Origin of the sequence: Terrabacter sp. BE26 (assembly GCF_041941675.1) — a bacterium.
Taxonomy (GTDB): domain Bacteria; phylum Actinomycetota; class Actinomycetes; order Actinomycetales; family Dermatophilaceae; genus Terrabacter.
Genome location: NZ_CP090122.1, coordinates 2,596,858 through 2,617,031, shown reverse-complemented (window position 1 = coordinate 2,617,031; position 20,174 = coordinate 2,596,858). Strand labels below are relative to the sequence as shown.

Annotated in this window: 21 protein-coding genes; 7 read left to right on the top strand and 14 right to left on the bottom strand. The window is 73.0% G+C overall.

All coding sequences use genetic code 11. From position 1 onward, the window contains the following. The first annotated feature begins 6 nt into the window (after positions 1 to 6). Positions 7 to 1,017, top strand: a complete 1,011-nt coding sequence (locus LQK93_RS12080) for an SAM-dependent methyltransferase (protein ID WP_374968028.1) — start codon at positions 7 to 9, stop codon at positions 1,015 to 1,017. Between the two features lie 5 nt (positions 1,018 to 1,022). Continuing rightward, entirely contained in the window at positions 1,023 to 1,565 is a 543-nt protein-coding gene (locus LQK93_RS12075) for a copper resistance protein CopC (RefSeq protein ID WP_374968027.1), read from the top strand. A 32-nt stretch (positions 1,566 to 1,597) separates the two neighbouring features. On the opposite strand, the gene LQK93_RS12070 is transcribed toward LQK93_RS12075, so the two are convergent. Further along, the gene (locus tag LQK93_RS12070) at positions 1,598 to 2,827 is read right to left on the bottom strand and encodes a cytochrome P450 (protein ID WP_374971497.1); all 1,230 of its coding nucleotides are present in this window, start codon (positions 2,825 to 2,827) and stop codon (positions 1,598 to 1,600) included. A 118-nt stretch (positions 2,828 to 2,945) separates the two neighbouring features. Between LQK93_RS12070 and LQK93_RS12065 the strand changes: the two genes are divergently transcribed. Both LQK93_RS12065 and LQK93_RS12060 read left to right on the top strand, forming a co-directional pair. Continuing rightward, a complete protein-coding gene (locus tag LQK93_RS12065) occupies positions 2,946 to 4,133 on the top strand; it encodes an NADH-quinone oxidoreductase subunit D (RefSeq protein ID WP_374968026.1) in 1,188 nt (395 codons plus the stop codon). An 8-nt stretch (positions 4,134 to 4,141) separates the two neighbouring features. Then, positions 4,142 to 4,417 (top strand): hypothetical protein, encoded by a 276-nt coding sequence (locus LQK93_RS12060; RefSeq protein WP_374968025.1) that lies wholly within the window; start codon positions 4,142 to 4,144, stop codon positions 4,415 to 4,417. A gap of 16 nt (positions 4,418 to 4,433) precedes the next feature. On the opposite strand, the gene LQK93_RS12055 is transcribed toward LQK93_RS12060, so the two are convergent. From LQK93_RS12055 to LQK93_RS12005, 11 genes are all read right to left on the bottom strand, one after another. Then, positions 4,434 to 5,453, bottom strand: coding sequence for a hypothetical protein (locus LQK93_RS12055; RefSeq protein WP_374968024.1), 1,020 nt, complete (start codon positions 5,451 to 5,453; stop codon positions 4,434 to 4,436). A 48-nt stretch (positions 5,454 to 5,501) separates the two neighbouring features. Further along, the gene (locus LQK93_RS12050; RefSeq protein ID WP_374968023.1) at positions 5,502 to 5,984 is read right to left on the bottom strand and encodes a DUF3180 domain-containing protein; all 483 of its coding nucleotides are present in this window, start codon (positions 5,982 to 5,984) and stop codon (positions 5,502 to 5,504) included. Further along, on the bottom strand, positions 5,981 to 6,868 hold the full coding sequence (gene folK / locus LQK93_RS12045; RefSeq protein ID WP_374968022.1) for a 2-amino-4-hydroxy-6-hydroxymethyldihydropteridine diphosphokinase: 888 nt from the start codon (positions 6,866 to 6,868) through the stop codon (positions 5,981 to 5,983). The genes LQK93_RS12050 and folK overlap by 4 nt, the downstream gene beginning before the upstream one ends. Beyond that, positions 6,868 to 7,704 (bottom strand): dihydropteroate synthase, encoded by an 837-nt coding sequence (gene folP, locus LQK93_RS12040; protein WP_374971496.1) that lies wholly within the window; start codon positions 7,702 to 7,704, stop codon positions 6,868 to 6,870. The genes folK and folP overlap by 1 nt, the downstream gene beginning before the upstream one ends. 148 nt (positions 7,705 to 7,852) lie before the next feature. Beyond that, the gene (gene folE / locus LQK93_RS12035) at positions 7,853 to 8,425 is read right to left on the bottom strand and encodes a GTP cyclohydrolase I FolE (protein WP_374968021.1); all 573 of its coding nucleotides are present in this window, start codon (positions 8,423 to 8,425) and stop codon (positions 7,853 to 7,855) included. Position 8,426: 1 nt separating this feature from the next. Beyond that, positions 8,427 to 10,532 carry an ATP-dependent zinc metalloprotease FtsH gene (gene ftsH / locus LQK93_RS12030; protein WP_374968020.1) on the bottom strand — a complete coding sequence of 702 codons (2,106 nt, stop codon included), beginning with the start codon at positions 10,530 to 10,532 and terminating at the stop codon, positions 8,427 to 8,429. 174 nt (positions 10,533 to 10,706) lie between these two features. Beyond that, entirely contained in the window at positions 10,707 to 11,531 is an 825-nt protein-coding gene (locus LQK93_RS12025; RefSeq protein WP_374968019.1) for a DUF1028 domain-containing protein, read from the bottom strand. A gap of 15 nt (positions 11,532 to 11,546) precedes the next feature. After that, positions 11,547 to 12,098: a hypoxanthine phosphoribosyltransferase gene (hpt, locus tag LQK93_RS12020; RefSeq protein ID WP_374968018.1), complete on the bottom strand. Its 552-nt coding sequence runs from the start codon at positions 12,096 to 12,098 to the stop codon at positions 11,547 to 11,549. Positions 12,099 to 12,220: 122 nt separating this feature from the next. Next, a complete protein-coding gene (gene tilS / locus LQK93_RS12015; RefSeq protein WP_374968017.1) occupies positions 12,221 to 13,219 on the bottom strand; it encodes a tRNA lysidine(34) synthetase TilS in 999 nt (332 codons plus the stop codon). A gap of 21 nt (positions 13,220 to 13,240) precedes the next feature. After that, entirely contained in the window at positions 13,241 to 14,347 is a 1,107-nt protein-coding gene (locus LQK93_RS12010; RefSeq protein ID WP_374968016.1) for a zinc-dependent metalloprotease, read from the bottom strand. Between the two features lie 46 nt (positions 14,348 to 14,393). Next, the gene (locus LQK93_RS12005) at positions 14,394 to 15,860 is read right to left on the bottom strand and encodes a D-alanyl-D-alanine carboxypeptidase/D-alanyl-D-alanine-endopeptidase (protein ID WP_374968015.1); all 1,467 of its coding nucleotides are present in this window, start codon (positions 15,858 to 15,860) and stop codon (positions 14,394 to 14,396) included. A 154-nt stretch (positions 15,861 to 16,014) separates the two neighbouring features. Between LQK93_RS12005 and LQK93_RS12000 the strand changes: the two genes are divergently transcribed. Next, positions 16,015 to 16,533, top strand: a complete 519-nt coding sequence (locus tag LQK93_RS12000) for an inorganic diphosphatase (RefSeq protein WP_374968014.1) — start codon at positions 16,015 to 16,017, stop codon at positions 16,531 to 16,533. An 88-nt stretch (positions 16,534 to 16,621) separates the two neighbouring features. Here the strand turns inward: LQK93_RS12000 and LQK93_RS11995 are convergent, their stop codons facing one another. Continuing rightward, on the bottom strand, positions 16,622 to 18,163 hold the full coding sequence (locus tag LQK93_RS11995; RefSeq protein WP_374968013.1) for an MFS transporter: 1,542 nt from the start codon (positions 18,161 to 18,163) through the stop codon (positions 16,622 to 16,624). Between the two features lie 7 nt (positions 18,164 to 18,170). Next, positions 18,171 to 18,413 carry a hypothetical protein gene (locus LQK93_RS11990; RefSeq protein ID WP_374968012.1) on the bottom strand — a complete coding sequence of 81 codons (243 nt, stop codon included), beginning with the start codon at positions 18,411 to 18,413 and terminating at the stop codon, positions 18,171 to 18,173. Positions 18,414 to 18,642: 229 nt separating this feature from the next. On the opposite strand from LQK93_RS11990, the gene LQK93_RS11985 reads away from it, so the two are divergent. Both LQK93_RS11985 and LQK93_RS11980 read left to right on the top strand, forming a co-directional pair. Then, positions 18,643 to 19,191, top strand: coding sequence for a TetR/AcrR family transcriptional regulator (locus tag LQK93_RS11985; RefSeq protein ID WP_374968011.1), 549 nt, complete (start codon positions 18,643 to 18,645; stop codon positions 19,189 to 19,191). Between the two features lie 18 nt (positions 19,192 to 19,209). Continuing rightward, the gene (locus LQK93_RS11980; RefSeq protein ID WP_374968010.1) at positions 19,210 to 20,145 is read left to right on the top strand and encodes an LLM class F420-dependent oxidoreductase; all 936 of its coding nucleotides are present in this window, start codon (positions 19,210 to 19,212) and stop codon (positions 20,143 to 20,145) included. Positions 20,146 to 20,174 lie beyond the last annotated feature (29 nt).

The following is a 20,174-nucleotide window of genomic DNA, read 5'->3' as shown; positions in this document are numbered from 1 at the left end:
CGAGACGTGGATCCCCTTCCCTGGCGAGAGGCGTGGCACGAGGCGTTGTATGCCACCGGGCGGGGCTTCTACGTCACCCGCGGCGGGCCGGCCGCCCACTTCACGACCGCGACGCACGGTCCCACGGGCGCCGCGCTGGCGCGGGCCCTCGTGCAGCTGTGGCTGCGCGACCACGAGGACCTCCCGGCCGTGGTCGTCGACGTCGGCGCCGGCCGCGGCGAGCTCGCCAGCCACCTCGTCGATGCGCTGGCCGCCCGGCCGGCCGCCATCCCAGGGAGGCCCCCGTACCCGGCGACGCGGGTCGTGGCGGTCGACGTGGTGGACCGGCCGGACGGGCTCGACGAGCGCGTCGAGTGGCTGCGCTCCCCCGGCGGCGAGGCCCTCCCGCCGGAGCTGACCGACCTGCGCGACGCCCTCGTCGTCGCCCACGAGTGGCTCGACGTCGTGCCCTGCACCGTGGCGCAGGTGGACCCGAGCGGCACCGCGCGCACCGTCCTCGTCGACCCCGGCACCGGCGAGGAGACCCTGGGAGCGCCCCTTCCGGACGACGAACGGGCCTGGATGAACGCCCACTGGCCGGCGACCATCCCCGGCGAGCGCATCGAGGTCGGCCTCGCCCGTGACCGCGCCTGGGCCGACCTCGTCTCGCGCGCGCGCTCCGGCACGCTGCTGGCCGTCGACTACGGCCACACGGCTGCGACACGTCCGAGCGGAGGGACGCTGACGGCATACGCCCACGGGCGGCAGACCACGCCGGTGCCCGACGGCACGTGCGACGTGACCGCGCACGTGGCGGTGGACAGCCTCGACGCCGACGAGGTGAGCACCCAGCGCGAGGTCCTGCAGGCCCTCGGCGTCACCGGCACGACCCCACCGCACGCACTCGCGCAGGCCGAGCCCCTCGCCTACCTGGCTGCCCTCGAGCGAGCAGGCGCCGATGCCCGGCTGCTCGACCGCGAGGGCTTCGGCGCCTTCTGGTGGGCGCTGAAACGCGTCCAGGAGCACCCCGTAGCCTGAGGGGTATGCGTCGTCTGGCCTCCGCACTGCTCGCCCTCGGACTCCTCGTGGCCGTGCCGACCACCGCGTTCGCCCACGACGTCCTGGAGCGCACCGACCCGGCCGACGGCACGAGCATCACGCACCTGCCCGAGGCGGTCACGCTGACCTTCTCCGAGGCGCCGCTGCCGATCGGGGCGCAGGTCGTCGTGACCGGGCCGTCCGGGCCGGTGTCGTCCGGCGCGCCGACGATCGCGGACCGCGTGGTCAGGCAGGCCCTGTCGCCGTCAGCCCCGGCGGGCGACTACACCGTCTCGTACCGCGTCACCTCGGACGACGGCCACCCCGTCACCGGCACGTTCTCCTTCCACGCGGCCATCGGGCTCGACGGGTCCACCGCCACCGCGGCTGCCACGGTGCACGTGCGCCCGGCCGCGAGCAGCGAGGACACGGGCAGCTCGCTCTTCGTGCCCATCCTGCTCACCATCGTCGGCACGGTCGTCCTGCTGGGGATCGGGGGCTTCCTCCTGCTGCGCAGCCGGGAGGCGGACCGCAACCAACGCGGCTGACCTCCTCGCCCCACGCGGCAGTGGAGGGCGACTCAGGAGCGGGCGCCGGCGCCGACCCGCTCGACGACGAGCCGCTCGTAGCCGCGGAGCACGAAGGTCGGACGGCGCCGCGCCTCGACGACGCGCACGGCGCCGAGGCGACGGAGCAGGGCACGCACGGAGATCTGCAGCTCCATCCGCGCGAGCGGAGCGCCGAGGCAGAAGTGGATCCCGGCCCCGAACGCCAGGTGCGGGTTGGGCTCGCGGGCAGCGTCGAACCGGTCGGGCTCGGCGAACACGGCAGGGTCGCGGTTGGCCGCCCCGAGCAGGGCCGCCACCTTCTGGCCCTCGCGGATGGTCACGCCGTGCAGCTCGACGTCGGTCGTGGCGGTGCGCTCGAACAGGTGCAGGGGCGAGTCGTGCCGGAGCATCTCCTCGACGAGGCGCGCCACCGCCACCTCGTCGTCGAGCGAGTCGAGGACGCGGTCCAGCTGGGCCGGGTCGGCCAGCAGCGAGGCCAGGCCGTTGCCGAAGCCGTTGACGCTGGCCTCGTGCCCGGCGTTGAGCAGCAGCACGACGGTGGCGACGAGCTCGCGACGGGAGAGCCGGTCACCGCCGTCGCGCTCCTCGACCAGCGCGGTGAGCAGGTCGTCGCCGGGCTTCGCGACCCGCTCGGCCGCGAGCTCCTCGACGTAGGAGGCGAACTCGTCACAGGCCTGCTGCGCCTGCCGCCGCGCCTCGGGAGACGGCGCCACCTCGTACATGCGCACGATGGCCTGCGACCAGTCGCGCAACCGCTTCCAGTCCGACGTCGGCGCACCGAGCAGCTCGCAGATGACGAGGACGGGCAGCGGCTCGGCGTAGCCCTCGATGACGTCGAACCGCCCACTGTCGAGGCGCGCGACGGCAGCATCCAGCAGCTCCTCGGCGAGCGCCTCCACCCGCGGCCGCAGGCGCTCGATGTGCCCGCGGTTGAAGGCGCCGGCGACGAGACGGCGCAGACGGGTGTGCTTCGGCGGCTCCGAGTCGAGGATCGAGTCGGCGTGCAACCAGTCGAACACCGTCCACGGGTCGTCGTCCGACGAGGCTCGGGGACGGAAGATGCGCCCGAGCCGCCGGTCACGCAGCACGTCGTTGGCGGCGGCGTGCGTCGTCGTCACCCAGAGGCCGAGCCCCTCGTGCCACACGACCGGTGCCACACCTCGGGCCTGCGCCAGCGCCGGGTACGGATCGGCGACGAACGCCGGGTCGGACAGGTCGAAGTTCGCGTGCGGGACCGTCATCGAGCTCACGCCCCCAACTGTGCCGCACCGGAGGGGACGCCACCGAGCGGGGCCCGAGCGGTGGGCCGGGAGGAGGCACGCGGCATACGCCCGCCGTCCGGGCCGTAGGCTCGGACGCATGACGGAGACCACCGCCTCGTCGTCGCCCTCGCGCCAGGCCCTGACGGTCGGCCTGGGCGCCGGTGGCCTGGCCACGGCGGACATGGTGCTCAACATCGGCCCGCAGCACCCGGCCACGCACGGCGTGCTGCGGCTGCGGATCGTCGTCGACGGCGAGCGGATCGTCACCGCCGAGCCGATCATCGGCTACATGCACCGCGGGGCCGAGAAGCTCTTCGAGGTGCGCGACTACCGCCAGATCATCGTGCTCGCCAACCGCCACGACTGGCTCAGCGCCTTCTCCAACGAGCTCGGCGTGGTCCTCGGCGTCGAGCACATGCTCGGCATGGAGGTGCCCGATCGGGCCGTCTGGGCGCGCACCGCGCTGGCCGAGCTCAACCGGGTGCTCAACCACCTGATGTTCCTGGGGTCGTATCCGCTGGAGCTCGGTGCGATCACCCCCGTCTTCCACGCGTTCCGCGAGCGCGAGGAGCTGCAGGCCGTCATGGAAGAGGTCTCCGGAGGGCGGATGCACTACATGTTCAACCGGGTCGGCGGCCTCAAGGAGGACCTCCCCGCCGGCTGGATGGGCCGCGTCGACACGGCGATCGCGAACGTGCGCAAGCGTCTTCCTGACCTCGAGCGCCTTGTCATCGGCAACGAGATCCTCGAGGCTCGCACGCGCGGCGTCGGGGTGCTCCCGCGCGCGACCGTGGAGGCCTACGGCGTCTCGGGACCCATCGCGCGGGCCAGCGGCCTCGACGTCGACCTGCGCCGCGACACGCCCTACCTCGCCTACGGCGAGCTCTTCGGCGACAAGGGCCCGGGCCGTGTCGTGACCCGGACGGCCGGTGACTGCCTGGCGCGCCTCGAGGTGCTCCTCGAGCAGGTGCACGTCTCGCTCGACCTCGCGCAGGCCTGCCTCGACCGGCTCGTGCAGCTGCCGCAGGGGCCGATCAACGTCAAGCTGCCCAAGGTGCTCAAGGTGCCCGAGGGTGAGATCTACTGCGCCACCGAGAACCCGCTCGGCTTCAACGGCTACTTCCTCGTCTCGCGCGGGGAGAAGACGCCGTGGCGCCTCAAGCTGCGCTCCGCCTCGTTCAACAACATCAGCGTGCTGTCCGAGATGCTGCCCGGGCAGCTCATCTCCGACATGGTCGCGATCCTCGGGTCGATGTTCTTCGTCGTCGGGGACGTCGACAAGTGAGGGCCCGTATGCCGTCCGCCCGGGTCTCGCGCGCCAACGTCGTCCGCGGCGTGGCCGTCGCCGCCATCACGGCCGCGATCACGCTCGCGGCGGCCTGCTCCGACGAGGACACCGTGAACACGGTCCCGCCGCCGTGGCCGACGCGGACCACGACCCCCGACGGGCCGCCGAAGCCGCCCTCGGTGCCGACGACGCCCACGAAGCCCACGACGTCGACGAAGCCCACGACGTCGACGGCGTCCACCTCTCACACGTCGAAGGCCACCGTCTCCGGCCCGACCTGAGCGGGTCGGTACGCGGTCAGTACGCCGGGACGCCCAGGACCCGGGACCGTCCCGAGACGACGTCGATGACCGGGCGGGCGCCCAGCGGCCGCGCCAGCTGCAGTCGAGCGATGCGGGAGACGTAGCTCGACGGGCACATCGTGTCCTGCGGCGCCGGCTGCGACGTGCCGCCGACGACGACCATGTCGTCGAGCTCGACGACATGGGCGGCCAGGTCGACGTCGCAGGGACCGCCCCCGATCCCGACCTCCACCGCCCCGCCCCTCACGGTCACGAGCCGGTCGGCCGGGTGGAGGTCAGCCGCCGGTTCGGGCAGGCCCGGAAGCGGCGGGACAGAGCCCGGCCGCTGCCCCAGGACGCCGTCCGCGACGGCGATGACCGAGATCGGGTGCGAGAGTCCGTCGATCGTCAACCGCCAGACGGGCAGCCGCACCTCGCCCGTGCTCGTCCGGACGGGCGCGTCGGCGCGCACCGCCCGGGTCACCACGAGCCGGCAGGAGGCGGCCGGGATGCCGTCGCAGCTGCCGGGGGCGTCGGAGTCCGCGCGCAGGGCCCGGTCGAGCGCCTCGCGGGGACCCACGACGACCACGGACCGGGTGGCCTGTCCCGAGGTCATCGTGCCCGTGCCGGTCGTGTGAGCGGGCACCCCCGGGGCCAGCCCGACGTGGCGCGCGGTCCAGGCGATCTTCTGCTCGCTGGTGTCGAACCCGAGGTCCAGGGCCCAGCCCGAGAGCAGCACCGGAGCCGTGGACGCCGTCGGCACCCCGGCCCTGCGGACGGCCTCGGCCACGACCGCTGCCCGGCTCTCGAAGTCCGGTGGTGCCGGCGCGACGGGCGCGACGACCCCTCCCGCGCCGGGCAGGTCCGTGGCGTCGGGCGCGCCGGCGGTGCCCGCTTCGGAGACGTGCGTCGCGGCCCCACCCGGCAGCTCGGGCGATGGCGCCGTGCCGCATGCCGCGAGCAGCCCCGTCGCCGCGAGCAGGAGCGCCGCGGCGCTGCTGACGGGCCCACGGACCCGTGCCCCATGTGGCTGCATGCCTCTGATGACACCACGCCAGACGGGTTCGTTGCGCCAGGACGGGGGTCAGCTGTGGTCGGAGCCGTTCTCGTCCTCGTCGTCGCGGGGACGGAGCCGACACCAGCCCTGCACCACCATGCCGGCGACGGCCAGCAGCAGCGCGATGGCGGCATGCACGCCGAAGGCCCAGATGCGAGCCAGCTGGGACTCCACGTCAGCGTCGGGCAGCAGCACCAGGACGTTGGCGACGTACCAGCCCACGAGCGCCGAGCCGGTCAGGGCCCCGGCCTGGGCCAGGACCAGGGTGCGTGCCGCGCGCAGCGGCGTGATCGTGGGGTTGGGATGCCCGTCGCGGACCTTGCGCACCTGCCAGCCCCCGACCAGCAGGGCCGCGCCGAGGAAGACCATGGCGACACCGCCCACCCAGCCCGGGTCGGGGACCGAGCTGCCGCCGGAGGCGAGCCAGCGCAGCAGCAGCCACGCGAGCACCGTCATGGCAACGGCCACGAGCACGAGCGTCGTGGCACGGATGCCGGTGTGGTGTCTCACTGCTGCTCCCATTCGGGACCGGGCCGCACGCCCGATCGGTCGAGGTCGGCCAGGATGTCCGCCACGGGCCGTATGCCGTCGTCCCCGGGTCGCACGCGAAGGATGGCCGCCGGCTCGGCGTCGGCCCACGGCACCAGGACGAAGGCCCGCTCGTGGGCGCGCGGGTGCGGCAGCAGGAGGGCGGGGTCGTCGCTGAGAACCTCGAGGGCCCCGCCCGGAGTGCCGTACTGCAGCAGGTCGAGGTCGAGGGTCCTTGCACCCCAACGGACCTCGCGGGTGCGGTCGTGGTCGGCCTCGATGCGGTGCAGGGCCGCGAGGAGCTCCGCCGGCGCCAGCGTGGTCCGTCCGAGCGCGACGGCGTTGAGGTAGGGCGGCTGTTCGGGACCGCCCACGGGGTCGGTCTCGACGAGCGACGACACGGCCGTGACGGTGAGCCCCGGCAGGTCGCGCAGGGCCCGGACCGCTGCCGTCAGCGTCTGCCCGCGGTCCCCGAGGTTGGAGCCGAGCGCGACGGCCACGTGGGCGCCGCCCACGCGCTGGACGCATACCTGCACGTCGGTGAACGGCTGGCCGACGGGAGCCTCGGGCTTGTGCACGACGACCTCGACGGAGTCGACGAGGTCATGGCGCAGCACGTCGTCGGCTATGACCTCGGCCAGGCGCTCGATCAGGTCGAAGGAGGGACCGGTGATCCGGGCGACGACCGCGTCGGCGACCTCGGCGTAGTTGACGGTGGCGGCGAGACGGTCGCTGCGCCCGGCCCGTTCGAGGTCGCACCACATCGTGACGTCGACGAGGAAGGTCTGGCCGTCGCGCTTCTCGACGTCGAGCACGCCGTGGTGGCCCTGGGCCGAGACGCCCTGCAGCACGATGCGGTCGGCCATCAGGCGCGGTCCTCCTGCAGGTCGTCGTCCAGGTCCTCGGGAGCGTGGTCGAGGGCGGCCTGCACGACGGACAGGGCCCGCACGGTGGAGGCGACGTCGTGGACACGGACGCACCACAGGCCCGCCATGGCGGCCATCACGGAGGTCGCCGTGGTCTCGACGTCCCGGTCGGCGGGCGGCCGCGGGGTGGCCCCCTCCTCACGCCCCAGGCGACCGAGGAAGGTCTTGCGCGACGCCCCGAGCAGGATCGGCTGGTCGAGGTCGTGCAGCGCCGGCAGCGCGGCCATCAGCGCCCAGTTGTGGTCGGCGTTCTTGGCGAAGCCGAGGCCCGGGTCGAGCACGAGCGCCTCGGGCTCGATGCCGGCGGTGAGCAGCTCGTCCCGCCGCTGACCGAGCTCCTGCAGCACCTCGGCGACGACGTCGTCGTAGACCGCGCGGGACTGCATCGAGGTGCTGTGGCCGCGCCAGTGCATCGCGATGAACGGCAGGCGGTTCGCGGCGACCCAGGGCACCATCTCCGGGTCGGCGAGGCCGCCGGACACGTCGTTGACGATCGTGGCGCCGGCATCCACGGCAGCCCGCGCGACAGAGGCTCGCATCGTGTCGATCGAGACGACGGCGCCCTCGGCGGCGAGCGCGGCGACGACGGGGACGACGCGGCGCAGCTCCTCCTCGACGGAGGGACGCCCGGCGCCGGGGCGCGTCGACTCACCCCCCACGTCGACGATGTCGGCGCCTGCGGCGAGCACCTCCCGTCCGTGGGCGATCGCGGCGTCGTGCTCGAACCACTCGCCGCCGTCGGAGAAGGAGTCGGGGGTGACGTTGACGACGCCCATGACGAGGGTGCGGTCCTGCACCCCGAGCAGGGTGGCCGCGTCGGGCCGCTCGTCGGGGACGTGGCGGTGTGCGGGCGCTGGCGCGTTCATGGGCGACATTGTGTCGTCGCCGACACGAGGCGTGCTGCTGTGGAGGGGTGGCTCGCCGTCACTTGTTGCCCTCGAGCATCAGCGCCATCGCCTCTGCTCGAGTCGCCGGGTCGCGCAGCTGCCCGCGCACGGCGGAGGTGATGGTGCTCGCGCCCGGCTTGCGGATGCCGCGCATCGACATGCACAGGTGCTCGGCCTGGACCACGACGATGACGCCCTGCACGTCGAGGTGCTCGACGAGGGCGTCGGCGATCTGGGACGTCAGCCGCTCCTGGACCTGCGGGCGCCGGGCGAACACCTCGACGAGCCGGGCCAGCTTGGACAGGCCGGTGACGCGGCCGTCGTTGCTGGGGATGTAGCCGACGTGCGCCACCCCGTGGAAGGGCACGAGGTGGTGCTCGCACGTGCTGTAGAGCTCGATGTCCCGCACGATGACGAGCTCCTGGTGGTCTATCTGGAACGTCGTGCCGAGCACGTCGGCTGCCTCCATGTCGAGGCCGGCGTAGATCTCCCCGAACGAGCGGGCCACCCGGGCCGGTGTGTCGAGCAGGCCCTCGCGCTCGGGGTTCTCGCCGATGGCCAGCAGCAGCTCGCGCACCGCCGCTTCGGCGCGCGCCGTGTCGATCGGCACGTCAGCTCTTCTCGTCAGGGTTGACGCGACCGTCCTCCGGCACCTCGATGACCTGCTCGGCGGGGTGCTCATCGGCGAGCGGGTGCGCACCGACGGAGGCGGCCTCGTCGATCCTGCCCTCGAGCGCCTTGTCCGCCGGGACCGGCGGCGGCAGGTGGCCGTTCTGGCCGTTGGAGCCGTTGCGGGCGGCGATCTCGGCCGGCGTCAGGACCGGCGGTCGGTCGCTGAGCTGGCGGGTCTGCGAGGACAGCCAGGTCGGGCGCTCCGGCTGCTTGACGACCGAGGCGAAGAGCTGGGCGAGCTCGTGCGCGTTCAGCGTCTCCTTCTCGAGCAGCTCGAGGACGAGCTGGTCGAGCAGGTCGCGGTTGGCGTTGAGCGCGGAGTACGCCTCGTCGTGGGCGGAGTCGATGAGGGCGCGAACCTCCTCGTCGACGACCCGGGCGATCTCCTCGGAGTAGTCGCGCTGGTGCCCCATGTCGCGGCCGAGGAAGACCTCGCCGTTGCTCTGGCCGAGCTTGATGGCACCGACGCGTGAGGACATGCCGTACTCGGTGACCATCTTGCGCGCCATGCCGGTGGCCTTCTCGATGTCGTTGCTGGCACCGGTGGTCGGCTCGTGGAAGACGATCTCCTCGGCGACGCGGCCACCGAGGGCGTACGAGAGCTGGTCGAGGATCTCGTTGCGCGTGGTCGAGTACTTGTCGTCGATCGGCATGACCATCGTGTAGCCGAGGGCCCGGCCGCGCGGCAGGATCGTCACCTTGGTCACCGGGTCGGTGTGGTTGAGCGCCGCGGCGACGAGGGCGTGGCCACCCTCGTGGTACGCCGTGATCTTGCGCTCCTTGGCCGACATGATGCGCGTGCGCTTCTGCGGCCCGGCGATGACGCGGTCGATGGCCTCGTCGAGGGCCGGGTTGTCGATGACCTTCTTGTCGCTGCGCGCCGTCAGCAGGGCGGCCTCGTTGAGGACGTTGGCCAGGTCGGCGCCGGTGAAGCCGGGGGTGCGGCGGGCGACGGCGAGCAGGTCGACATCGGCAGCCATCGGCTTGCCCTGGGCGTGCACCTCGAGGATGCGGTGGCGGCCGATCATGTCGGGGGCGTCGACGGCGATCTGGCGGTCGAAGCGGCCCGGGCGCAGCAGCGCCGGGTCGAGGATGTCGGGGCGGTTGGTCGCGGCGATGAGGATGACGTTGGTCTTGACGTCGAAGCCGTCCATCTCGACGAGCAGCTGGTTGAGCGTCTGCTCGCGCTCGTCGTGGCCGCCGCCCATGCCGGCGCCGCGGTGGCGGCCGACGGCGTCGATCTCGTCGACGAAGACGATGGCGGGCGCGTTGGCCTTGGCCTGCTCGAAGAGGTCGCGGACACGGCTGGCGCCCACACCGACGAACATCTCGACGAAGTCCGAGCCGGAGATCGAGTAGAACGGGACGCCCGCCTCACCCGCGACGGCGCGGGCCAGGAGCGTCTTGCCGGTGCCGGGCTGGCCGTAGAGCAGCACGCCCTTGGGGATCTTGGCGCCGACGGCGAGGAACTTCGCGGGCTCCTGGAGGAACTCCTTGATCTCCTGGAGCTCCTCGATCGCCTCGTCGCAGCCGGCGACGTCGGCGAAGGTCACCTTCGGGGTGTCCTTGGTGGCGAGCTTGGCGCGCGACTTGCCGAACTGCATGACGCGGTTGCCGCCGCCCTGCATCTGGCCCATGAGGAACCAGAAGAGGCCGAGGATGAGGATGACCGGCAGCACCGAGAAGAGGAACGAGCCGAACCAGCTCGGCTGGTCGATCTGGTCGTCGACGCCCTTGGGCGGCGCCTTGGCGTTGAGCGCCTGCACGACCTGGCCGCCGCGCGCGTCCACGTAGTACGAGTAGACCGTCTTGGCGTCCTTCACCGTGCCGTCGGGCGAGGTGTAGGGCTTCTTGAGCGTCAGCTCCATGCGCTCGTTGTTGAGCAGCTTGGCCGACTCGACGTTGCCGTCGTTGATCTGCGTCATCGCGGCCGAGGTGTCGATCCGGGGCGGGCCGGACTCCGAGAACATCATGCCGAAGACGAGCGCGCTGATGAGGACCAAGATCCACAACAGTGGGGTGCGCAGAATCCGCTTAGCGTCCATGTACGTGCGGGGCGGTGCCCCGGTCCTCCTGCTCGTCCGGTGAGTTTGTCCACCGGCACAACGTCCGGGGAACCACCAGTGTTCCGCATGCGGCGGGCCCATGACCAACCACACGGTCCAGCGTTGCGTACCCACCCGCCGGGGGGACAGGTGCCCCGGGGCGGCCGCAGCAGGTCAGGCCGTGTCGGCGCGCAGGGCCTCGAGGACCCGACGGTCGATGCCGTCGGGGGTCAGGCGCGCCTCATAGTTGGCGTTGCCCGCCCAGTCGGCCAGCGCCGTGGCCAGGTCCCCGCCCTCGAAGCCGGCGCGAGCCAGGCGCTCACGGACCTCGTCCGCGAGCGCGCCGTCGAGCGGCTGGACGTCCTCGGGCCTGCCGAAGTACATCTCCCACTCGGACAGCAGCCGACCGAGCTCGGTGACGGGGTCGGAGTGGTCGTCGACGCGGAGGTCGGCCAGCACGCCGCAGCCGTCGTAGCCGGAGCCCGGCTCGACGGCATACAGGGCAGCGCTCTGGCGCCCGCGGGAGTCGCCGCCGGCGGCGTCCCCGGCCACGAGCGCAGCGAGCAGTCGCTGGGCGAGCGGCCGGCCGGCCGACTCGCGCCACGCGCGCTCCATCGCCTCGACGACCTCGGGCCCGGTCAGGATGTTGCCCTGGATGGCGTATGCCGTGTCGCCGTCCTCGCGCGCGACCCCACCGGCCCAGGCGTTGCACTCGGAGCCGGTGAAGGTGGCGGCCGTGCCGCTGCCGACGACGCCGACCTGGCGGGTCTCGCGGCCCTCGTCGAGCGCCGTGGCGGCGGCCAGTGCCTGCTGCGCCCCCTCCCCCGCGGCCAGGCGGCCGAGCAGCTCGTCGCGGTAGGCGAAGCGGGCGAAGGACTGCGTCGCGACGGCACCCACGCCGATGCGGGCGTCGGGGACCACCGCACCGACGGCGAGGAACTTGCTGGCGACGGCCACGCCGTAGCCGTCACCCTGGCGCGCCACGATGGAGAAGGTCACGGGGCGGTCTCCTGCTCAGGCGTAGACGTGGGGCGCCAGGGTGCCGACGCAGCGCAGGTTGCGGTACTTCTCGGCGTAGTCGAGGCCGTAGCCGACGACGAACTCGTTGGGGATGTCGAAGCCGACGTACTTGACTGGGATGTCCACCTTGACCACGTCGGGCTTGCGCAGCAGCGTGCAGATCTCGACGGAGGCCGGCTTGCGCGACTCGAGGTTGGACCTGATCCACGACAGGGTCAGGCCCGAGTCGATGATGTCCTCGACGATGAGCACGTGGCGGCCGCTGATGTCGGTGTCGAGGTCCTTGAGGATGCGCACCACACCGGAGCTCTTGGTGCCGCTGCCGTAGGACGACACGGCCATCCAGTCCATCGGGGCCGTGCCGGGCAGGGCGCGCATGAGGTCGGCCATGACGACGACGGCACCCTTGAGGACGCCGACGAGCAGGAAGTCCCTGCCCTCGTAGTCCTTCCAGATCTCCTCTGCGAGCTCGGCGAGCCGGGCCTGGATCTGCTCCTCGGTGAGCAGGACCTCGGCCAGGTCTTCTCCCATGTGCTCGTGGTCCACGAAGGCTCCTCGATGTCGTCAGGTGTCGCGGTTGGGGTCGTGCGGGGCGGGACCATTCAACCGCACCGGCCGGTCGGGGTCGTCAGCCGCCGTGAGGCGTCGTCGGCCGCTGTCGAGCGCTGTCAGGCGTTGGCGCCCTGGCGCAGCGGGGTGAAGACGATCGCTCCCCCGGTGCGGGCGACGGCGATGCCCCCGGGCACGTGCAGCGGACCCTGGCCGTGCCACGAGGTGAGCAGCGCGTCGAGCGACTCGACGTGGGCGGCGCTGACGTCTGCGAGCGGCGCCCCCGCCTCGGCGGCCAGCAGCCGCCACACCCGGGTGCGGATCGCCCGGGGCAACGCCGAGAGCGCGTCGAGGTCGACGCCGTCGCCGGTCGGGCCGGCGGGCAGCTCGGCCCTGGCCCGGACGGCGAGCCCCTCGAGGTAGTCGGCGTCCTCGCGCAGCAGGTCGGCGCTGCGCGCCAGGGCCGCCGCGAAACCCGGGCCGAGGTCGGACTCGAGCGTGGCGAGCAGTCGCCGCGCACGCACCCGCCGGAACGAGTCGTCGCTGTTGTGCGGGTCGACCCACGGCTCGATGCCGTAGGCCGCGCAGGCCGCCAGCGTCGTGGCGCGCGGGAGGGCGAGGAGCGGGCGGACGAAACGGTCGCGGCGCACCGGCATACCGCTGAGCGAGCGGGCTCCCGAGCCACGGGAGAGACCCAGGAGCACCTGCTCCGCCTGGTCGTCGCGGGTGTGGCCGATGAGGACCATGAGGGCGCCCAGACGGTCTGCAGCCGCCTCGAGCGCGGCGTAGCGGGCGGAGCGCGCGTCGGCCTCGAGGCCGGCACCGCTCGTGCGGACGGCGGCGCACACGACCTCGACCGGGTCGAGCCCGAGGCCGCGGCACAGCGCTGCGGCCTCCTCGGCAACGTCCGGGGACTGCTCCTGCAGCCCGTGGTCGACGACGACCGCACCCGCACGCACCCCCGAGCGTGGGGCCTCGAACGCGAGCGCCGCCGCGAGGGCCACTGAGTCGGGCCCCCCGGAGCAGGCCACGAGCACCAGGCCGCCGTCGGGGACGTCGGCGAGGTGCTCGCGCACGGCCAGGCGGGTGGCCGCCACGGCGGGGTCGGGACCGGGCATGTCTGCGGGACCTCGCATCGCTCAGCCGTGGACCCGACGCACCCATGCGTCGGGGGCCAGGATCTCGGCCGCCCGGGGCAGGGTCTCGGGCGAGGACCAGACGGCGTTGAAGCCGTCGCGCCCCACCCGGTCGGTCACGGCCCGCACGAAGACGGCACCGTCGCGGTACTGGCGCATCTTGGCCTCGAGGCCAAGGAGCTTGCGCAGCAGGCGGTCGATGCCGACCGCGCTGTTGCGCCGCTGGTCGAACTTGCGGCGGATCTCGTCGACGCTCGGGATGACGCGGGGGCCCACGGCGTCCATGACGACGTCGGCGTGGCCCTCCAGCAGCGACATGACGGCCGTCAGCTCGGCGATCTGCGCCTTCTGCTCCGGCGTGGCGAAGAGCTGCGCGATCCCCTCCCCGGAGCCGAGCACCTCAGGCAGGTTGCGCGTCAGCTGCTCGAAGCGGCGGGAGAGGTCCTCCGGCGTCGGTGCAAGGTCGACGGCGAGCGCCTGCGTGCGCGAGACCATGTGCTCGCGCAGCCACGGGACGGCGGTGAACTGCACGCGGTGGGTCTCCTCGTGCATCGCGACCCATCGCCGGAAGTCCCTGGGGTCGACCTCCAGGCGCCGCTCGGTGGCCACGATGTTCGGGGCGACGAGCAGCAGCCGGGGCGTGCCCCCGGGCGCCAGGTCGTACTGGCCGAGGACCTTGCTCGAGAGGAAGGCGAGCAGCGCCCCCATCTCGGCGCCGGTCACCTTGCCACCGACGAGCGCGGCCGTGGCGTTCGTCGGCGACTTCTTCGCGGCGTTCAGCTTGTCGACGACAGGGTCGAGCATGGAGCGGAAGGAGTCGACGTTGGCGCTGATCCAGCCCGCCCGGTCGACGACGAGGGGAGCAGGCGCGTCCGCGGGGGCCTGCAGCTCGCTCGTCTCGGCCACCGGGGCGACGGCGGACGCGGCAGCCTCGCGCAGGTCCGCGACGATGGCGGCCGCCTCCTCGCTCGAGACCTGGGGGCCGGGGTTGACGATGGCACGGCCGGTCCGCTTCGCGAACTCGTAGTCGACCGACGCAGCCGGGGCGCCCCCTCCCGACCGGTCATGGCGGTCGGCGCCCTGCGGCGCCGGGATGATGCTGTCTGTCATGCCTGGCCTTTCCGTGCCGGGACGACCGGAGCGGCTCACCGGACCGTCAACGGCAGCCGCACGAGGCGATCGCCGCTACGAAACGGTCCAACGCCGCCCGCGCCTCGTTGGTTCCTACCCCGGCGACCATACCCACGAAGACGAGCAGCCGGCCGCTGTCGTCGACCACGCTCCCGGCGAGTGCGTTGGCACCGGTCAGGGTGCCGGTCTTGGCGCGGGCGCGCCCCGCCACGTCGTGGGCGGCGCCCGTGAACCGGTCGGCCAGCGTGCCCGTCAGCCCGCCGATGGGCAGGCCGTCGAGCGCCTGCCGCAGCACCGGGTGCCGGCCGTCGTAGCCGAGGACGAGCACGTCGGACAGCAGCCGGGCGCGCACGCGGTTCTGGCGGGAGAGGCCGCTGGCGTCGGACAGCGTGACGCCACGGGTGTCGAGGCCGAGCGCGGCGACCTGCGACACCACCCAGCTGCCCACCTGGGCGAAAGCCGTCCCGGCGCCCGACCGGTAGGCCGCCTGGCGGGCGAGGACCTCGGTCAGCGCGTTGTCGCTGTCGGTGAGCGCCAGGGCCAGCTGCTCGCGCACCGGCGCCGACTCCACGCTCCCGAGCACCGAGCCGGGGCCGGTGGTCGGGGCGGTGGGTGTCGGACCGGGCGAGCCGGGCACTCCAGGAGCGCGGCCGCGCGGCGCCAGGCGCACGGTGACGCCGAGCGACCCGAGCTGGTGCGCGAAGGCGCTACGCACCGCCGCGACCGGGTCGGCGGGCCCCGGGTGGCCGCCGCTCGCCCGCTGCGTCGACAGGCCGAGCATCGCCACGGCGCCGGTGATCCCGTCGCCGAGGAACGTCGGGGCCCACGTCGGCGCGGTCCTCGGGCCGTCGGCATACGTCTCGTCGACGTAGAGCGTGACGCGCCGGATGCCCTGGGCCGACAGCCGGGCCACCACCTGCTGCGCGAGGTCGCGCAGCCCGGCGCGGCCGGCGACCGACTGCGGGTCCCCCTTCCCGGGGTTGAGCAGCGAGTCGCCGCCCGCCACGAGGACCACCTCGTCGGGGCTGTCGCCCTCGCGCACGACCGTGTGCAGCGTCTCGTCGGGGGCGAAGGTCTGGCCGATCGCCGTGGCGGAGAGGAGCTTCGTCGTGGAGGCCGGGATCCGCGGCTGGTCGCCGCGCTGGTCGAGGAGCACCTCGCCCGTCTGCCCGTCGCGGACCACGAGGGCCGAGTCCTTCAGCGCCGGAAGGGCACGCACCGCCGCGAGCGCCCGGGCGACACCGGCACCCGACGGGGCGGCGGTGGCACCCGCCAGCGAGGGCAGCACCGGGCCCGCCGAGGCGCGCAGGCTCGGCTGGGCGACCACCGGCAGGGTCCGTGTCGCGACGGTCTCGGTCGGCGCGGGCGGCGGCAGTGGACGCATCGTCAGCACACCGGGCGCGGCGTCGGCGACATCGAGGACGGCATACCCGAGCACGATCGTGACGAGCGACCAGCCGACGGCCCAGGCGTACCAGCGGCGTCGCGGCATCTCGTGCGCCATCCTCACCCCCGTCCGTTGCTGTCCCCGGACCTGTTTCGCGCAGGGACCGACCTTGCTGACACACTGTCGCGGACGATTCTGTCAGCCGCCGCCGAGTGCCCCGGCACCCGAGCACGCCCGAAGAGCCCGAGAAGGGGAAGACGTGGAGTTCGACGTCACCATCGAGATCCCGCGCGGACAGCGCAACAAGTACGAGGTCGACCACGAGACCGGTCGCATCCGCCTCGACCGCTACCTCTTCACGTCGATGGCCTACCCCGCCGACTACGGCTACATCGAGGACTCGCTCGGCGAGGACGGCGACCCGCTGGACGCGCTCGTGCTGCTGCCCGAGCCGGTCTTCCCTGGCGTCGTCGTCGAGGCCCGCCCGATCGGCGTCTTCCACATGACCGACGAGGCCGGCGGTGACGACAAGGTGCTGTGCGTGCCGGTCGACCCCCGCAACGCCGGCATCCAGGACATCTCCGACGTCAACGAGTTCACGCTCAAGGAGATCCAGCACTTCTTCGAGCGCTACAAGGACCTCGAGCCCGGCAAGCACGTCGACGGCTCCGACTGGGGCAACCGCGAGGCCGCCGAGAGGATCATCAGCGAGGCCTTCGACCGCGCCCGGGAGCAGGGCACCTCGACCGCCCGCTGGGCGATGCCCGAGGGCCACTGACACCGTCCCTCCCCGAGGCCGTATGCCGTGAGCCGACCCCCGCAGCCCAGCCGGGCTGTGGGGGTCGGCCGTTTCCTGCGCGTCCGGCTCAGCGAGCCTCGGTTGCCTCTGCCACCGCCCCGGCGACCGCGTCACCATCGTGCGCCGGCTCGGTCGGCTCTGTGACCGAGGTGGCGCGAGGTCGCAGGACGAAGGCGGCAACGAGCAGGGCCACGAGGGTGAAGGCCGCCGAGGTGAGGAATGCCGGCCGGATGCCAGGGACGAACTGGCCGGGCACCGCCTGCGACGCGTAGACGCTGACGATGGCCGCCAGCCCCACCGCGCCGCCGAGCTGCTGCGCCGTCTGGAGCAGGCCCGAGGCCGTGCCCGCCTGGGCCCGCTCGACGCCGCCCAGCACGACGACGGTCACCGGCATGAAGACGAGGGCCGCGGAGACGCCGTTGAGCACGAGGGCACCGAGGAGGTGGCCGGCATACGTGCTCGTCGTCGTGATGCTGCTGAGCCACACGAAGCTCGCGGTGAGGCCGAGCGTGCCGACGAGCAGCAGCGGTCGCGGGCCGACCTTGGCGACGAGCCGTGCGCTGACCCGCGAGGTCGCGAAGATCGCGAGGCTGAGCGGCAGGAACGCGGCACCCGTGGCGACCGGGTTGAAGCCGAGGACGAGCTGGAGGTACTGGGTCACGAGGAAGAACGTCGAGAACTGCGCGCCGACGACCAGCGCCATGAGCACGAGTGCTCCCCCGCGGGTGCGGTGGCGCACGAGGGCCAGCGGCAGCAGCGGTCCGGCGGCGCGGCTCTCGGTGCGGACGAAGAGGACGAGCAGCAGGGCGCCGACGACGAACGAGGCGAGCGTCAGGGGCGCGGCCCAGCCTCGGTCGGCGGCACTGATGAAGCCGTGGACGACGGAGACCGAACCGAGGGTGGCGGTGACGGCACCGAGGACGTCGAATCGGCCCCGGACGCGCGGGGTCTCGGTGACGAAGCGTCGGGCGAGCACGAGCACGACCGCGCCGATCGGCACGTTGACGAAGAGCGTCCAGTGCCAGCTGACGAAGCTGGTGAGCACGCCCCCGAGGAGCAGTCCGATGGAGGCGCCCGCCGACGAGACGGCGGTGAAGAGGGCGAGGCCGCGGTTGCGGGCGGCCTCGTTCGGGGCGCTGGTGGTCACGAGCGCGAGCACGCTGGGAGCGGCGAGCGCGGCTCCGACGCCCTGGAGGGTGCGCGCGGCGACGAGCCAGGCCGGCGAGCTCGCCAGCCCACCGAGGAGGCTCGCGCCGGTGAAGACGGCGAGCCCGATCTCGAAGCTGCGCAGGCGTCCGATGACGTCGCCGAGCCGGCCGCCGAGGAGCAGCAGACCGCCGAAGGCGAGGGTGTAGGCGTTGAGCACCCACGACAGGCCGGCCGGCGTGAAGCCGAGGTCGGCCCTGATGTGCGGGAGCGCGACGTTCACGACGGTGGCGTCCAGCACGAGCATGAGCTGGGCCACGAGGACGATGCCGAGGCCGATGGCGCCGCGGCGGGCGGCGCCACTGGGGGCGGACGCGGACGAAGAGGTCGGGCCTGACGGCGTGGAGGAGCCTGACGGGACGGGCCCTCGGTTCGTGAGTGACGTGGTGGTGCTGGTCGACATGGCGGCCTCAGGCTTCGTGACGCTGGAACTGCGGGCGCGACGCCCCGACGGTGAGGGGGTCGCGCGTCATGGGCGTGAACGCGCTGGCGCGGACCCGCGTCGCGCGGTCTTCGGGCGTGCCGTGGTCGCCGACGGCGGCCTCGGCGGCGGTCGCCACCTGGCGGGCGACGAGGGGCGCGCGGTGGGTGGTGGCCAGGTGCGACAGGTGGACGCGGCGGGCCTGTCGGGTGGGGCGGATGGTGGTGGTCATGGCTGCCGGACTCCTCTGTGACGACGGTCGGCGCTAGGATTAGCGGAGAACCACTCCGGTTCTGCGGACCAGAATACGGAGACAGCCTCCGTTTTAGCAAGGGAGATTTCTCGTGACGCCTGCCGCCCGCGGCGAGGCGACGCTCCATCCGTCGCCGGAAATCGTTGTCGCACAGGAGAGTTCGGCGACCGGACCTGCCGACGAGACGCCTCAGAAGTCACCCCGGCCGATGCGCGCCGACGCCAAGCGCAACTACGACAAGATCCTCGCGGCGGCCCGCGCCGTCTTCTCCGAGCACGGCACGGACGGCTCCCTCGACGAGGTCGCCAAGCGGGCAGGCGTGGGGCCGGGCACCCTCTACCGCCACTTCCCCACCCGCGAGGCCCTCGTCGACGCGCTCATGAGGGACTGGACCGACCGGGTGGCCTCCGACGCCGACGCCGCCATCGCGACCGACCTGCCGGCGCGCGAGCTGCTGCTCGACTGGTTCGAGCACTTCGTCGAGCACATCACGCTGCGCCGCGGCACCGCGAGCAAGATCTGCGCCGCCATGGACGACCCTGCATCACCGATCTACGGCAAGTGCCGGGTGATGAGCGACGCCAACCGCCGGGTCATCGACCACCTCACCGAACACGACCAGCTGCGGCCGGGCGTCGACCCCGAGAACGTCATGCGCCTGGTGAGCGGAGTGGCGAGCGTGGCCGACACCAGCCGCGCCCCGCTCGACGTGACGCCGATGCTCCAGGTCGTCGTGGACGGGATTGTCCGGGACTGACCGGTCGTTGCACAGGTCATGAGCCTTGACCTGCGCATCTTCACCGAGCCCCAAGAGGGCGCCACCTACGACGACCTGCTCGCCGTAGCCCGAGCCACCGAGGACCTCGGCTTCAGCGGCTTCTTCCGCTCGGACCACTACCTCCACATGCGCGGCGACGGCGGGGTCGGACCGACCGACGCCTGGATCACCCTCGCCGGGCTCGCGCGCGACACGTCGACCGTCCGCCTGGGCACCCTTGTCACCTCCGCGACCTTCCGCCTGCCCGGGCCGCTCGCGATCCAGGTCGCCGGCGTCGACCAGATGAGCAACGGACGGGTCGAGCTGGGACTCGGCGCGGGATGGTTCGAGGCCGAGCACAGGGCATACGGAATCCCTTTCCCGCCGGTCGGCGAGCGCTTCGACCGGCTCGAGGAGCAGCTCGCCGTTGTCACCGGCCTGTGGGGAACCCCGCGCGGGGAGACGTTCTCGCACGAGGGCACGTACTACCGCCTGGCCGACTCCCCTGCGCTGCCCAAGCCCGTCCAGGACGGTGGCGTGCCGATCATCATCGGCGGGAGCGGGAAGCGGCGTACCCCCTCGCTCGCGGTCAGGTATGCCGCCGAGTTCAACGCCCCGTTCGAGTCCGCGGCCGCGTCTGGCCGGCTGTTCGAACGGGTCCGCGAGGTGGTCCGCGAGGCGGGCCGCGACCCCGGCTCCCTGACCTACTCCGCGGCCCAGGTCGTCTGCGTCGGCAACGACGAGGCGACGCTGCGCCGGCGGGCGGCCGCGATCGGGCGCGACGTCGACGAGCTGCGCGCCAACAGCCTGGCCGGCTCGGCCGACGAGGTCGTCGAGAAGCTCGGCACGTTCGCCGAGGTGGGCACCGAGCGGGTCTACCTGCAGGTGCTCGACCTCTCGGATCTCGACCACGTCGCCGACATCGCCGAAGGCGTGCTGCGTCAGCTCCCCTGACGCGCCGCTGGACACCGTACGAGCGTGCG

What these genes read in the sequence shown, in the direction of transcription:
- LQK93_RS12075 (WP_374968027.1), top strand. Translation starts at nt 1,023, where the DNA reads ATGCGTCGTCTGGCCTCCGCACTGCTCGCCCTCGGACTCCTCGTGGCC.
- LQK93_RS12070 (WP_374971497.1), bottom strand. Translation starts at nt 2,827, where the DNA reads ATGACGGTCCCGCACGCGAACTTCGACCTGTCCGACCCGGCGTTCGTC.
- LQK93_RS12065 (WP_374968026.1), top strand. Translation starts at nt 2,946, where the DNA reads ATGACGGAGACCACCGCCTCGTCGTCGCCCTCGCGCCAGGCCCTGACG.
- LQK93_RS12060 (WP_374968025.1), top strand. Translation starts at nt 4,142, where the DNA reads ATGCCGTCCGCCCGGGTCTCGCGCGCCAACGTCGTCCGCGGCGTGGCC.
- LQK93_RS12055 (WP_374968024.1), bottom strand. Translation starts at nt 5,453, where the DNA reads ATGCAGCCACATGGGGCACGGGTCCGTGGGCCCGTCAGCAGCGCCGCG.
- folK (WP_374968022.1), bottom strand. Translation starts at nt 6,868, where the DNA reads ATGGCCGACCGCATCGTGCTGCAGGGCGTCTCGGCCCAGGGCCACCAC.
- folP (WP_374971496.1), bottom strand. Translation starts at nt 7,704, where the DNA reads ATGGGCGTCGTCAACGTCACCCCCGACTCCTTCTCCGACGGCGGCGAG.
- ftsH (WP_374968020.1), bottom strand. Translation starts at nt 10,532, where the DNA reads ATGGACGCTAAGCGGATTCTGCGCACCCCACTGTTGTGGATCTTGGTC.
- tilS (WP_374968017.1), bottom strand. Translation starts at nt 13,219, where the DNA reads ATGCCCGGTCCCGACCCCGCCGTGGCGGCCACCCGCCTGGCCGTGCGC.
- LQK93_RS12010 (WP_374968016.1), bottom strand. Translation starts at nt 14,347, where the DNA reads ATGACAGACAGCATCATCCCGGCGCCGCAGGGCGCCGACCGCCATGAC.
- LQK93_RS12005 (WP_374968015.1), bottom strand. Translation starts at nt 15,860, where the DNA reads ATGCCGCGACGCCGCTGGTACGCCTGGGCCGTCGGCTGGTCGCTCGTC.
- LQK93_RS11995 (WP_374968013.1), bottom strand. Translation starts at nt 18,163, where the DNA reads ATGTCGACCAGCACCACCACGTCACTCACGAACCGAGGGCCCGTCCCG.
- LQK93_RS11990 (WP_374968012.1), bottom strand. Translation starts at nt 18,413, where the DNA reads ATGACCACCACCATCCGCCCCACCCGACAGGCCCGCCGCGTCCACCTG.
- LQK93_RS11985 (WP_374968011.1), top strand. Translation starts at nt 18,643, where the DNA reads ATGCGCGCCGACGCCAAGCGCAACTACGACAAGATCCTCGCGGCGGCC.
- LQK93_RS11980 (WP_374968010.1), top strand. Translation starts at nt 19,210, where the DNA reads ATGAGCCTTGACCTGCGCATCTTCACCGAGCCCCAAGAGGGCGCCACC.